General features: G+C 59.5%; 13 protein-coding genes. 4 read left to right on the top strand and 9 right to left on the bottom strand.

All coding sequences use genetic code 11. The features are described 5' to 3' along the window. Both ACIOMO_RS19575 and ACIOMO_RS19580 read left to right on the top strand, forming a co-directional pair. Positions 1-969: 3'-5' exonuclease (locus ACIOMO_RS19575; RefSeq protein WP_401242991.1), on the top strand; the 969-nt coding region annotated here is incomplete at its 5' end. Positions 970-1,028: 59 nt separating this feature from the next. Beyond that, on the top strand, positions 1,029-1,601 hold the full coding sequence (locus tag ACIOMO_RS19580; protein ID WP_401242994.1) for a xanthine phosphoribosyltransferase: 573 nt from the start codon (positions 1,029-1,031) through the stop codon (positions 1,599-1,601). 119 nt (positions 1,602-1,720) lie between these two features. Here the strand turns inward: ACIOMO_RS19580 and ACIOMO_RS19585 are convergent, their stop codons facing one another. The 7 genes from ACIOMO_RS19585 to dadA form a co-directional block, all read right to left on the bottom strand. Beyond that, the gene (locus tag ACIOMO_RS19585; protein WP_401242997.1) at positions 1,721-2,857 is read right to left on the bottom strand and encodes a hypothetical protein; all 1,137 of its coding nucleotides are present in this window, start codon (positions 2,855-2,857) and stop codon (positions 1,721-1,723) included. A 353-nt stretch (positions 2,858-3,210) separates the two neighbouring features. Continuing rightward, complete coding sequence (locus ACIOMO_RS19590) at positions 3,211-5,139, bottom strand: acetyl-CoA hydrolase/transferase C-terminal domain-containing protein (RefSeq protein WP_401243000.1); 1,929 nt, start codon at positions 5,137-5,139, stop codon at positions 3,211-3,213. Between the two features lie 365 nt (positions 5,140-5,504). Next, positions 5,505-5,921 carry a cytochrome c5 family protein gene (locus tag ACIOMO_RS19595; protein ID WP_159814952.1) on the bottom strand — a complete coding sequence of 139 codons (417 nt, stop codon included), beginning with the start codon at positions 5,919-5,921 and terminating at the stop codon, positions 5,505-5,507. A 182-nt stretch (positions 5,922-6,103) separates the two neighbouring features. Continuing rightward, positions 6,104-6,652 carry a cupin domain-containing protein gene (locus ACIOMO_RS19600; protein ID WP_008086779.1) on the bottom strand — a complete coding sequence of 183 codons (549 nt, stop codon included), beginning with the start codon at positions 6,650-6,652 and terminating at the stop codon, positions 6,104-6,106. An 88-nt stretch (positions 6,653-6,740) separates the two neighbouring features. Then, positions 6,741-7,814 carry an alanine racemase gene (gene alr, locus ACIOMO_RS19605; protein ID WP_401243004.1) on the bottom strand — a complete coding sequence of 358 codons (1,074 nt, stop codon included), beginning with the start codon at positions 7,812-7,814 and terminating at the stop codon, positions 6,741-6,743. A 94-nt stretch (positions 7,815-7,908) separates the two neighbouring features. Beyond that, positions 7,909-8,262 carry a RidA family protein gene (locus ACIOMO_RS19610; protein WP_053125004.1) on the bottom strand — a complete coding sequence of 118 codons (354 nt, stop codon included), beginning with the start codon at positions 8,260-8,262 and terminating at the stop codon, positions 7,909-7,911. Then, positions 8,234-9,538 carry a D-amino acid dehydrogenase gene (dadA, locus tag ACIOMO_RS19615; RefSeq protein WP_064389549.1) on the bottom strand — a complete coding sequence of 435 codons (1,305 nt, stop codon included), beginning with the start codon at positions 9,536-9,538 and terminating at the stop codon, positions 8,234-8,236. Before dadA ends, ACIOMO_RS19610 begins: the two co-directional genes overlap by 29 nt. A gap of 156 nt (positions 9,539-9,694) precedes the next feature. On the opposite strand from dadA, the gene ACIOMO_RS19620 reads away from it, so the two are divergent. Continuing rightward, positions 9,695-10,183 carry an Lrp/AsnC ligand binding domain-containing protein gene (locus tag ACIOMO_RS19620; RefSeq protein WP_003177284.1) on the top strand — a complete coding sequence of 163 codons (489 nt, stop codon included), beginning with the start codon at positions 9,695-9,697 and terminating at the stop codon, positions 10,181-10,183. A 160-nt stretch (positions 10,184-10,343) separates the two neighbouring features. Here the strand turns inward: ACIOMO_RS19620 and ACIOMO_RS19625 are convergent, their stop codons facing one another. After that, positions 10,344-10,697, bottom strand: coding sequence for a YkgJ family cysteine cluster protein (locus ACIOMO_RS19625; protein WP_038359217.1), 354 nt, complete (start codon positions 10,695-10,697; stop codon positions 10,344-10,346). 148 nt (positions 10,698-10,845) lie between these two features. Here ACIOMO_RS19625 and ACIOMO_RS19630 point away from each other — a divergent pair, with 148 nt between their 5' ends. Further along, positions 10,846-12,156, top strand: coding sequence for an NAD(P)/FAD-dependent oxidoreductase (locus ACIOMO_RS19630; protein ID WP_401243008.1), 1,311 nt, complete (start codon positions 10,846-10,848; stop codon positions 12,154-12,156). A gap of 130 nt (positions 12,157-12,286) precedes the next feature. On the opposite strand, the gene ACIOMO_RS19635 is transcribed toward ACIOMO_RS19630, so the two are convergent. After that, positions 12,287-12,532: a DUF1127 domain-containing protein gene (locus ACIOMO_RS19635; protein WP_401243011.1), complete on the bottom strand. Its 246-nt coding sequence runs from the start codon at positions 12,530-12,532 to the stop codon at positions 12,287-12,289. Positions 12,533-12,638 lie beyond the last annotated feature (106 nt).

Raw genomic sequence — 12,638 nt, forward strand, 5'->3', positions numbered from 1 at the left:
CTCTATCGCGGTAACTATCAGGCCAAGCTGATCGAGCTGAAGCTGCAGCACCATCAGGTGCCGTACCGTCTTAGCGGCGGTAACAGCTTCTTCGGCCGTCAGGAAGTGAAAGACCTGATGGCCTACTTCCGCCTGATCGTGAACCCGGATGACGACAACGCCTTCCTGCGCGTGATCAACGTTCCGCGCCGCGAAATCGGCTCGACTACTTTGGAAAAACTCGGCAACTACGCCACCGAACGCAAGATCTCGATGTACGCCGCCACCGACGAAATCGGTCTGGGCGAGCATCTGGACAGCCGCTTCACCGATCGCCTGTCGCGCTTCAAGCGTTTCATGGACAAAGTGCGCGAGCAGTGCGCCGGCGAAGACCCGATCTCCGCCCTGCGCAGCATGGTCATGGACATCGACTACGAGAACTGGCTGCGCACCAACAGCTCCAGCGACAAGGCCGCCGACTACCGGATGAGCAACGTCTGGTTCCTGATCGAGGCGTTGAAAAACACTCTTGAGAAGGACGAAGAAGGCGAAATGACCGTCGAGGATGCGATCGGCAAACTCGTCCTGCGCGACATGCTCGAACGTCAGCAGGAAGAGGAAGACGGTGCCGAAGGCGTGCAGATGATGACGCTGCATGCGTCCAAGGGTCTGGAATTCCCTTACGTGTTCATCATGGGCATGGAAGAGGAAATCCTCCCGCACCGCTCCAGCATCGAAGCCGACACCATCGAAGAAGAACGCCGCCTGGCCTACGTGGGCATCACCCGCGCGCGTCAGACCCTGGCGTTCACCTTCGCCGCCAAGCGCAAGCAGTACGGCGAGATCATCGACTGCGCGCCGAGCCGCTTCCTCGATGAGCTGCCACCGGACGATCTGGCCTGGGAAGGCAACGACGACACACCGACCGAAGTCAAAGTCGTGCGCGGCAACAGCGCATTGGCTGATATACGCGCGATGTTAAAGCGCTAGAATTGACCACTTTTTTTACTAGACCTTCGGCGCACAAAGCGCCAAAAGAGGACAGCTTCATGGAAGCATTGCACCAGAAAATCCGCGAACAAGGCATTGTGCTTTCCGACCAGGTCCTGAAGGTCGACGCCTTCCTGAACCACCAGATCGACCCGGCCCTGATGAAGCTGATCGGCGACGAAATCGCCGCGCTGTTCAAGGATTCGGGCATCACCAAGATCGTCACCATCGAAGCCTCGGGCATCGCCCCGGCGATCATGACCGGTCTGAACCTCGGCGTGCCGGTGATCTTCGCCCGCAAGCAACAGTCCCTGACCCTGACCGAAAACCTGCTGTCGGCGACCGTTTACTCGTTCACCAAAAAGACCGAAAGCACCGTGGCCATCTCGCCGCGCCACCTGACCAGCAGCGACCGAGTGCTGATCATCGACGACTTTCTGGCCAACGGTAAGGCCTCGCAAGCGCTGATCTCGATCATCAAACAGGCCGGCGCCACCGTGGCCGGCCTGGGCATCGTCATCGAGAAGTCGTTCCAGGGCGGCCGCGCCGAACTGGACTCGCAAGGCTACCGCGTCGAATCGCTGGCCCGCGTGAAATCGCTGACAGGTGGCGTTGTCACCTTCATCGAATAAAGCCACACCGCAATACCCTTGTAGGAGCTGTCGAGTGCAACGAGGCTGCGATCTTTTGATCTGATTTTCAGGATCAACATCAAAAGATCGCAGCGTGCCGCAGCTCCTACAGATTTCACTTAATCCATTCTGTACCCCGCCCCCGGTACCCCTTCGTGCATCGCAGCTTGAATATCCGCGTACAAGGCATTCGCCTCACCGGTGGTAATCGAGCGCGAACAATCACGCAGCACCACATGCAAAAGCACGTTCTCCTGACCCGGTAACATCCCGAGTCGCTCAATGGCCTGCGCCGGTAAATCCGAACGTGGCCAGCGCCCCTTGATTCGCATCTCCTCGATCCATCCAGAGCAATCCCCTGCCGCCTGCAACATCCTCTCGGTCAATACCTCTTCACTCAATCCCGGCGTTACTGCCAACGAGATATCGCGGGCAATCGACGGCAAACGGGATACCGCAGTCCACGGATCCAGATCATGCATCTGCGCCTGCACGCGCACATTCTGATCACGCAACAAACGAATATCAGGAATGCCTTTGCGCAACATCGTCAGGCGATCCAGCCCCATCCCAAGAGCGAGTCCGCCATGGCGCAGCGGATCAATCTGCAAACGCTGCAACAGCGACTTCGCGATACGCCCGCACTCAAGAACCTCGACCGGCACGCCATCATTCAACACATTCACTTCAATCCCGCCCTCGGTGTAGTGATGTGGACTATCGCTATAAACCCAGGACTTTTCCGGGACGGCCGACTGCAAAATATCGCCGACAAGGCGCAGTAAATGCTCATGGGATGCCAGCTCCGGGTCGCCCAATACCCAGATATCCATTTGGTGCGGCTCGGCGCAATGCCAACGATCTCGGCTATCACGCCTGAAGGTAATGCCTGGTGCTGCCAGCAAAATGGTTTGTCCCGGCCGACGAACCTCGGCGGCCTGCTGAAGCACCGCAGGAATCTGGCTGGTGGTCTGCGTTCGCAAAAGCGAATGCTCATCGACCCAACGTGTGTGCTCGCTGCCAAGGGTAATGTCTGCCGGGTCGTAACCCAGCAAACCGTAGTTTTCTTCGGCGGACACAATCCTCGGCCCAACCTGCAACTGCGCTCGAGGCCAGCCTCTTGCTGCGAGTCCTTGAAGGACTTCATTGAGCAGTAGTCGGACTGCGTGGTCGGGTTGGTTCTTTTCGGTTAAGTCAGTGAGGAGTAAGGCCTGCTCGACAGACTCTTGTGGCAAGTATTTCTTCGATGCTGACACTCTGTACCCCCCGAATTTGCTGCTGGATAGACCACAGACAAACCTATCGACAGGCGAATGCCGACGACAATCCAAAAACTCAGTGATTGATGATTTTCAGAACGGGACTACGGATGGCATTCCGTATTCATTCAGATATCAGACATGGCTCTTGTGGGAGCGGGCTTGCTCGCGAAGGCGTCGTGTCAGTCGATACATTTTTTGACCGATCCACCGCTTTCGCGAGCAAGCCCTGCTCCTACAGTTGTTCGGGTACTCCGCAATCCCCGTGTAGGAGCTGTCGAGTGAAACGAGGCTGCGATCTTTTGATCTTTTAAGGATCAGGATCAAAAAATCGCAGCGTGCCGCAGCTCCTACGGGGTTTGGGTGGTGGCTTTTAGGCCGGTGAGGAGCAAGCGTTGGAAGAGGTCTTCTTTCAGGCCTTCCGGGTTTGTGAGTCGCATGCGTTCGAGGTGTTCGGGGTAAAGCGATGCCTCGGGGGCGTCGAGGGCGGCTTTGCCGAGTTCGAGGATTTCGGTGAGTTTGAATTTGCTTTTTAGCCAGTTCAGCGCCCGCAGTAGATCCCGTTCGATCGCGGTGAAATCACAGCCCAGCGGGTACTCCGGAAACAGGTTTTTGTGCCGTGCGGCGATGGCTTGCAAACGCTGCGGTGTGTTGTCAGTGAAGCGGGGATCGAGGCGGAAATCCTTTGGCAGTTTGCCGACCTTTTGCGCTTGTTCGATCAGGCCGGGCTGGAAGCGTGAATCGCTGATGTTCAGCAGCGATTCGATCACTACGGCATCGGTTTTACCGCGCAGATCAGCGATGCCGTATTCGGTCACGACGATATCGCGCAGATGCCGTGGGATCGTGCAGTGGCCGTATTCCCAGACGATGTTGGAGCTGACGTCGCCGCCGGATTCGCGCCAGCTGCGCAGGATTAGAATCGAGCGCGCGTCGTGTAACGCGTGGCCCTGCGCGACGAAGTTGTACTGCCCGCCGACACCGCTGAGTACTCGTCCATCCTCCAGTTGATCCGCCACGCCAGCGCCAAGCAGAGTCATGGTGAACACGGTGTTGATGAACCGCGCATCGAGGCGTTGTAGGCGCTTGAGTTCTTCCTGCCCGTAGAGCTCGTTGATGTAGCTGATGCGGGTCATGTTGAATTCGAGGCGTTTGCTCAACGGCAACTCACGCAGTCGCTCGTAGAAACTGCGCGGGCCGAGGAAGAATCCGCCGTGCACGGAAATGCCGTCGGTTTGCGCCGCTTCGTCGAGGGTGCCAGCGTTCGCCTGCTCCTGCGTCGGTACATCAGGGTAAACCTTGCGCCGGATGATCCCGGCATCCGCCAGCACCAGCAGGCCGTTGACGAACATTTCGCTGCAACCGTACAGGCCTTTGGCGAATGGCCCGGTGCCGCCCTCGCGGTTGATCAATTGCGCCCACTGACTGAGGTTGATGTCATCGAGCAACGCCTGATAACCGGCGTTATCCGCCTGACGTGCGAGCAACGCGGCAGTCAGCGCATCACCCATCGAACCGATGCCGATCTGCAACGTGCCGCCGTCGCGCACCAGCGTACTCGCGTGCAAACCAATGAAATGGTCCTGAAACCCCACCGGCATGTTCGGCGTGGAAAACAGCGTGCTGCTGTCCTTCTCGTCGATCAGCAAGTCGAAGGTGTCGATGTCGACTTCGGCGTCGCCGGGCATGTACGGCAGATCGGTGTGCACTTGGCCGACCAGCAAAATGGTCTCCCCGGCCTCGCGGCGCTTGGCGATCATCGGCAACAAATCGAGGGTGATGTCGGGGTTGCAGCTCAGGCTCAGGCGATCCGGGTGTTCGCTGCTGCTGGCCAATAACTGCGCCACCAGATTCAGGCCGGCAGCGTTGATGTCGCGGGCGGCGTGGCTGTAGTTGCTGCTGACGTAATCCTGTTGGGCCGGCGCGCTGTTGAGCAGGCTGCCGGGCTGCATGAAGAACTGTTCGATGCGGATGTTGGCGGGCAGGCTGTCGCGGTGCAGGTCGGCGAGGAAATCGAATTCCGCGTAGTCACCGAAGACGCGCTCGACGAAGGGTTCGATGAAGCGCTTTTGCAAGCCATCGCCCAACGCCGGGCGGCCGAGGCACAGCGCGGTGTAGATCGTCAGCTGCCGCTCGGGCAGGCCTTTGATCCGCCGGTACAGCGCGTTGACGAAGTGATTGGGTTTGCCCAGGCCCAGTGGCATGCCCATGTGGATATGCGCCGGCAAGCGCGCCAGCACGTCGTCCACTGCTTGTTCGATCGAACACAACTGCACCATCTGAAGCCTCCTGCCCGTTCCGTGAATAGGGGTAGACCGAGATTGCCTTGAGTTTGCTGCAAAGAACAGCCCTAAAGTCCTGGACGATTGTCGGCCACAGGAGGTGTTTATGGCTGGAGCTTGCTTGCCCTCACCCTAGCCCTCTCCCGGAGGGAGAGGGGACTGAATGGGGGATATTTGGGAGGTACGCCGACTTGAACGTGATGTACCGAATCCATAGTCGCTAAGGTCTTTCAGGTCGATGTAGAGCGTCAGACACTGCGGTCGGCCCCCTCTCCCTCCGGGAGAGGGCTGGGGTGAGGGGCTCTTGAATCGCAGGCACAAAAAAACCGTCCGAAGACGGTTTTTTTCATCAGATGCACGCCTTATTTCAGACCGGACATCTTCTCGATCGCGCCCTTCAGCTCTTCATCCGAGCAATCGGCGCAGGTGCCTTTCGGCGGCATCGAATTGATACCGGTGATGGCTTTGGCAAGGATGCCATCAAGGCCGCCTTGGTGATCCGCACGTTCTTTCCACGCGGCCGTGTCACCAATTTTCGGCGCACCCAACAGGCCTGTACCGTGGCAAGCATTGCAATGTTTGGCAATCACTTCATCCGGAGTCTTCGCGCCGCCACCGCCGCCGGCAGTCGCAGCCACTTCCATCCCTTTGCATTCCTGACCTTGAACGCACACCTGGCCGACCGGCTCGAGGCGTTTGGCAATGTCGTCATTCGTCGCAGCTTGAGCGCTGACAGCCCAGAGGGCCAGTACGGTTGCTGGTGCAGCCAGCATTTTCATAATTAGATTCACGCGTTCACCCTCAATGGTGGCTATTCACGCCTGCGGCCACGGTTCGCAGGCGGGCGCAAGTATAGCGGGTAGCCCGCCACACTGAAACAACCCCATGATTAAAGGGGTCTTGTTGCGCATCGGTAAAACAGCTTGGGTGCCTTCGCCGTAATGGCCTGGCGCCTCTTTGTTTAAAAGTTTGCCGGCGTGGCTGCGCTGATTAGTCGCGCAGGCAAGTCGAACGGATTACGGAAACGATGCGGCTTGGTACTTTCAAAGTAGTAGCTGTCGCCGGCTTCGAGAATAAAAGTTTCAAGGCCCACCACCAATTCCAGACGACCTTCCACCAGAATCCCGGTTTCTTCGCCCTCATGGGTGAGCATTTCTTCGCCGGTATCGGCGCCCGGCGGGTAGATTTCGTTGAGGAAGGCGATGGCGCGGCTGGGGTGCGCGCGGCCGACCAGTTTCATGGTCACGGCGCCGTCGGAAATGTCGATCAGCTCGTTGGCCTTGTAGACGATCTGGGTCGGAACTTCCTGCAGGATTTCTTCGGAAAAGAACTCGACCATGGACATGGGAATGCCGCCCAGCACCTTTCTCAGCGAACTGATCGAAGGGCTGACGCTGTTCTTTTCGATCATCGAAATGGTGCTGTTGGTGACGCCCGCGCGTTTGGCGAGTTCACGCTGGGAAAGCCCTTTGAGCTTGCGGATCGATTGCAGTCGTTCACCGACGTCCAAGGCGCGAGCCTCCTGATGTTGTAAGAATATTGAGCGTTATCATGGCGACAGCGTTCAGTATTTACAACACTTGGCCCCCGCAGCGGCGTCAACCCTCGGAATAGAGCCTTGGCACTCGACGCAGGTTGCAGAAGATCTGGTACGGGATGGTGTCGGCCCACTTCGCCACTTCACTGGCGAGGATATTTTTCCCCCAGAGCTCAACGGTCGAACCGAGACCGGCTTCCGGCACATCGGTAAGATCGATGCAAAGCATGTCCATCGACACGCGACCGATAATGCGACTGCGTTTGCCCGCCACCAAAACCGGGGTGCCGGTCGGCGCCTGACGCGGGTAGCCGTCGGCGTAACCCATGGCGACCACACCGATGCGCATCGGTTTGTCGGTGATGAATTTGGCGCCGTAGCCCACCGGCTCACCGGCCGGCAGTTCGCGCACGCTGATGACTTTCGATTCGAGGGTCATCACCGGTTGCAAACGATCGGCAACAGCATTGGCTTCTTCGAACGGGGTCGCGCCGTAGAGCATGATGCCCGGACGCACCCAATCACTATGAATCTGCGGCCAGCCAAGCACGGCAGGCGAGTTGCGCAGGCTGACTTCAGCCGCCAGCCCCTGACGCGCCGCTTCAAACACCGCCACTTGCTCGGTGCTGCTCTGCGCGTGCAGTTCATCGGCGCGGGCGAAGTGGCTCATCAACACAATCTTCGCCACTTTGCCGCTGGCCAGCAGACGCTGATAAGCCGCTGGATAATCCTTTGGATGCAAACCGACGCGGTGCATGCCCGAATCGAGCTTCAGCCACACGGTAATCGGTTTGCTCAGCACTGCCTGCTCGATCGCTTCGAGCTGCCAAAGCGAGTGCACCACCGTCCAGAAATCATGCTCGACGATCAGCGCCAGCTCATCAGCTTCAAAAAAGCCTTCAAGCAACAACACCGGCGCACGAATACCAGCGGCGCGCAGCTCCAAAGCCTCTTCGATGCAAGCCACGGCAAAACCGTCGGCATCGGCTTCCAGCGCCTGGGCGCAGCGCACCGCGCCATGTCCGTACGCATCGGCCTTGATCACCGCCAGCGCCTTGGCGCCGGTGACTTCGCGGGCAATTCGGTAGTTGTGACGCAGGGCTTGAAGGTCGATCAGGGCACGGGCAGGACGCATGGCGGCAGACTTCTAGGCGGTCATGGGAATAAAAACCGGCGCCGACTGACGACGTGAACCGCCAACAGCGCCGGGAGAGGGATCTTTACAACAGTTACGGCAGCGCGGCGACGATGGAAATCTCCACCAGAATGCTCGGCTTGGCCATTTTCGCTTCGACGGTGGCACGGGCCGGCGCGGCGCCTTTTGGCAGCCACTGATCCCACACCGAGTTCATCCCGGCGAAGTGCTCATCGATGCCGTTCAGGTAAATCGTCGCCGACAGCAGGTGCTGTTTGTCAGTCCCGGCGAGGTCGAGCAGGCGCTCGATATTGGCCAGAACGTCGCGGGTCTGCTGTTCAATCCCGGCATTGAAGTCGTCGCCGACCTGCCCGGCCAAATACACGGTGCCGTTGTGGCTGACGATCTGACTCATGCGCTCATTGGTGAGCTGGCGCTGGATTGACATGTTTTGCGGACTCCTGAATTTTGTTGCCGTAACGGGAAATATCGAGGCCTTCGGCGCTGATCTGTGGCTTTTTCTTCGCCATCAGGTCGGCTAGCAGACGACCGGAACCGCATGCCATGGTCCAACCGAGCGTGCCGTGACCGGTGTTGAGGAACAGATTCTTGAACGGCGTAGCACCAACGATCGGCGTGCCATCCGGCGTGGTCGGACGCAGACCGGTCCAGAAACTCGCTTCGGCCAGATTACCGCCCTGAGGATAAAGGTCGTTGACGATCATCTCCAGGGTTTCGCGGCGACGCGGGTTCAGCGACAGGTCAAAACCGGCGATCTCGGCCATGCCGCCGACGCGGATGCGGTTGTCGAAACGGGTGATCGCGACCTTGTAGGTCTCGTCGAGAATAGTCGACGTCGGCGCCATTGCCGGGTTGGTGATCGGCACGGTCAGCGAGTAACCCTTGAGCGGATACACCGGGGCTTTGATGCCCAGCGGCTTGAGCAGTTGCGGCGAGTAGCTGCCGAGCGCCAGCACGTAGCGGTCGGCGGTTTCCAGCTTGCCGTCGATCCACACACCGTTGATGCGATCACCGGCGTAATCGAGTTTCTGGATGTCCTGGCCGAAGCGGAATTCGACACCGAGTTTCACTGCCATTTCGGCGAGGCGCGTGGTGAACATCTGGCAGTCGCCAGTCTGATCGTTCGGCAGGCGCAGGGCACCGGCGAGGATGTCAGTCACACCCGCCAGCGCTGGCTCGACGCGGGCAATGCCGGCGCGGTCGAGGACTTCAAACGGCACGCCGGATTCTTTCAGCACGGCGATGTCTTTCGCGGCGCCATCAAGCTGCGCCTGAGTGCGGAACAACTGAGTCGTACCGAGGCTGCGGCCTTCGTAGGCGATGCCGGTTTCGGCGCGCAATTCGTCGAGGCAGTCGCGGCTGTACTCGGACAGACGAACCATGCGCTCCTTGTTCACCGCGTAACGGTTGGCGGTGCAGTTGCGCAGCATCTGCGCCATCCACAGGTACTGGTCGATGTCGGCGGTGGCTTTGATCGCGAGAGGGGCGTGGCGTTGCAGCAGCCACTTGATCGCCTTCAGCGGTACGCCCGGCGCGGCCCACGGCGAGGCGTAGCCCGGCGAGACCTGGCCGGCGTTGGCGAAACTGGTCTCCATGGCCGCAGCCGGCTGCCGGTCGACCACCACTACTTCGAACCCGGCACGGGCCAGATAGTAAGCACTGGCGGTACCGATGACGCCGCTACCCAAGACCATTACGCGCATTTTTGTATCCCTCATCGCGGCGGGGCCGCGTACGTCTGTTGTTAGAGCAATGATGCGCGCAGTGTAAAAAAGAAATGCCAGTGCTTTTCACTATATAAGCGCCTATATTTGGCGACAATTCTCGGCAAAAACCCTTTTCACGGAGGCGCATCCCCTATGCGTACCAACACTCAGACCAAACGTGAGCTGGACAAGATCGACCGCAACATCTTGCGGATCCTGCAGGCGGACGGGCGGATTTCCTTTACCGAACTGGGCGAAAAGGTCGGGCTCTCGACCACGCCGTGCACCGAGCGCGTGCGGCGTCTGGAGCGCGAAGGGATCATCATGGGCTACAACGCCCGGCTCAATCCGCAGCACTTGAAGGGTAGCTTGCTGGTGTTCGTCGAGATCAGCCTCGACTACAAATCCGGCGACACGTTCGAGGAGTTCCGCCGCGCGGTGCTGAAGTTGCCGCACGTGCTGGAATGCCATTTGGTGTCAGGGGATTTCGACTATCTGGTGAAGGCGCGGATTTCCGAGATGGCCTCGTACCGCAAGTTGCTGGGCGACATTCTGTTGAAGCTGCCGCATGTGCGGGAGTCGAAGAGTTATATCGTGATGGAAGAGGTTAAGGAGAGCTTGAGCCTGCCGATTCCTGATTGAGCACCGCGACGATCGTTCCCACGCTCTGCGTGGGAATGCCTCTTCGGACGCTCCGCGTTCGGCATTTGGGACGCAGAGCGTCCCGGGCTGCATTCCCACGCAGAGCTTGGGAACGATCATGATGCATTTCTCTGTAGGAGCTGCCGAAGGCTGCGATCTTTTAAACCAGCACCTGCCGATTCGCCGCCATGTACTCGAAAATCTGCTTCTCCACCCGTGGATGAATCAGCTCCACCGGCCGCCGCTCATTCGGGCAAGGCAAAGTCTTGGTCGTACCAAACAACCGGCAAATCAACGGCCGCTCTTCATACACCGTGCAGCCATTCGGCCCCAGGTGCACGCAGTTCAGCTCTTCCATCGCCGCATCCTGCTCGGCGCGGGTCTTGCGCGGCAGACGGGCCATTTCTTCCGGCGAGGTGGTCACCGGCCCACAGCAATCGTGGCAGCCGGGCACGCACTCGAACGAGGGAATCTGCTGGCGCAAGGTGCGGACTGTCTGGCTGTTGCAGCTCATCGAAACGGTAACCAAGGTGAAATAGGCGGCAATTGTGCCGCAAAAGCCGTGATCCAGACACCGCAGGCCGACCAGTGTTGCCCCCGTTCGGGCGTGCGGCTTATGCTCCGTCAAATTTTCTCGACACCCCCGCCTCAGGATGACGCCCATGACCGCCCGCGCCCACACCTCCGCGAGCCAACCTCACGTTGCCTCTTACTACGCCGCCAGCAGCTTGCCGCAGCCGGATCATCCGCTGCTGCAAGGCGACGTGGTGGCCGACGTCTGCGTGGTCGGCGGCGGTTTTTCCGGGTTGAACACGGCGCTGGAACTGGCTGAACGCGGACTCAGCGTGGTGTTGCTGGAAGCGCACAAGATCGGCTGGGGCGCCAGCGGTCGTAACGGCGGGCAGTTGATTCGCGGCGTCGGCCACGGTCTCGATCAGTTCGCCAACGTCGTCGGCAGCGACGGCGTGCGCGAAATGAAACTGATGGGCCTGGAAGCGGTGGAAATCGTCCGCCAGCGCGTCGAGCGTTTTCAGATCGCCTGCGACCTGACCTGGGGCTACTGCGACCTCGCCAACAAACCGTCCGACCTCGAAGGTTTTGCCGAAGACGCCGAAGAGTTGCGCGGCCTCGGTTATCGCTACGAAACCCGTTTGCTGCAAGCCAACGAGATGCACACGGTGGTCGGTTCCAAGCGCTATGTCGGCGGTTTGATCGACATGGGTTCAGGGCATCTGCATCCACTCAACCTGGCGTTGGGCGAAGCGGCGGCTGCGCAGCAATTGGGTGTGAAACTGTTTGAACACTCGGCAGTGACCCGTATCGATTACGGCCCGGAAGTCAAAGTCCACACCGCCCAAGGTTTGGTGCGGGCGAAGACGCTGGTGCTCGGTTGCAACGCTTATCTGAATGACCTGAATCCGCAACTCAGCGGCAAGGTTCTGCCCGCCGGCAGCTACATCATTGCCACCGAACCGTTGAGCGAAGAGCAGGCACACAACCTGCTGCCGCAAAACATGGCGGTCTGTGATCAGCGAGTGGCGCTGGATTACTACCGACTCTCGGCGGATCGTCGCTTGCTGTTCGGCGGTGCCTGCCATTATTCGGGGCGTGATCCGAAAGACATCGCGGCGTATATGCAGCCGAAGATGCTGGAAGTGTTCCCGCAACTGGCGGGCGTGAAGATTGATTATCAGTGGGGCGGGATGATCGGCATCGGCGCCAACCGTCTGCCGCAGATTGGCCGGCTCAATGACCAGCCGAACGTGTATTACGCCCAGGCTTATTCCGGGCACGGGGTGAATGCCACGCACCTGGCGGGCAAGTTGCTGGCTGAGGCGATCAGCGGGCAGCACGGCGGTGGCTTTGATCTGTTTGCCAAGGTGCCGCACATCACCTTCCCGGGCGGCAAGCATTTGCGCTCGCCGTTGTTGGCGTTGGGGATGTTGTGGCATCGGATGAAAGAGTTGGTCTGATGGTTTTGCGGGGTGCTTGATCGTTCCCACGCTCTGCGTGGGAATGCATCCAGTGACGCTCTGCGTCACAGCGGACGCAGAGCGTCCGGGGCGGCGTTCCCACGCAGAGCGTGGGAACGCTCGGTGTCGTTCAGATCTGCCAAAACGGCTTCAACCCCTCCTCCTGCGCCTGCTCACGCGTCAACCCGATGTCCTTGAGCTGATCCGCCGTCAGGTTCAGCAACGCCCTGCGCGTGTGCAGGCGATGCCACATCAGACCCCAGCGGCTCAGGCCGGACGGTGCGTTACGCATGATCTCATTGCGCGCACGATCCTTCTGCCCTGCCTCCAGTTCCTGACTGTGTAACGTCAGCCGCACATCGCTCAAGCCGTTCATTTTTGTCGCTCCTGTTTACTTGGGTAGCCAGAGATTCCATGATGCGCGGGCGAGCAAAACCATTACAGATTCAAAGCGACTGTATTAACTCCATACAGATTTACCG

The organism is Pseudomonas sp. NPDC087804, from assembly GCF_044742965.1.
Classification (GTDB): Bacteria; Pseudomonadota; Gammaproteobacteria; order Pseudomonadales; family Pseudomonadaceae; genus Aquipseudomonas; species Aquipseudomonas rustica.

Excerpts from the sequence above, each read along its gene's own strand:
- ACIOMO_RS19580 (WP_401242994.1), top strand. The coding sequence starts at position 1,029 with ATGGAAGCATTGCACCAGAAAATCCGCGAACAAGGCATTGTGCTTTCC.
- ACIOMO_RS19590 (WP_401243000.1), bottom strand. The coding sequence starts at position 5,139 with ATGGTGCAGTTGTGTTCGATCGAACAAGCAGTGGACGACGTGCTGGCG.
- ACIOMO_RS19595 (WP_159814952.1), bottom strand. The coding sequence starts at position 5,921 with ATGAAAATGCTGGCTGCACCAGCAACCGTACTGGCCCTCTGGGCTGTC.
- alr (WP_401243004.1), bottom strand. The coding sequence starts at position 7,814 with ATGCGTCCTGCCCGTGCCCTGATCGACCTTCAAGCCCTGCGTCACAAC.
- ACIOMO_RS19610 (WP_053125004.1), bottom strand. The coding sequence starts at position 8,262 with ATGTCAATCCAGCGCCAGCTCACCAATGAGCGCATGAGTCAGATCGTC.
- dadA (WP_064389549.1), bottom strand. The coding sequence starts at position 9,538 with ATGCGCGTAATGGTCTTGGGTAGCGGCGTCATCGGTACCGCCAGTGCT.
- ACIOMO_RS19620 (WP_003177284.1), top strand. The coding sequence starts at position 9,695 with ATGCGTACCAACACTCAGACCAAACGTGAGCTGGACAAGATCGACCGC.
- ACIOMO_RS19625 (WP_038359217.1), bottom strand. The coding sequence starts at position 10,697 with ATGAGCTGCAACAGCCAGACAGTCCGCACCTTGCGCCAGCAGATTCCC.
- ACIOMO_RS19630 (WP_401243008.1), top strand. The coding sequence starts at position 10,846 with ATGACCGCCCGCGCCCACACCTCCGCGAGCCAACCTCACGTTGCCTCT.
- ACIOMO_RS19635 (WP_401243011.1), bottom strand. The coding sequence starts at position 12,532 with ATGAACGGCTTGAGCGATGTGCGGCTGACGTTACACAGTCAGGAACTG.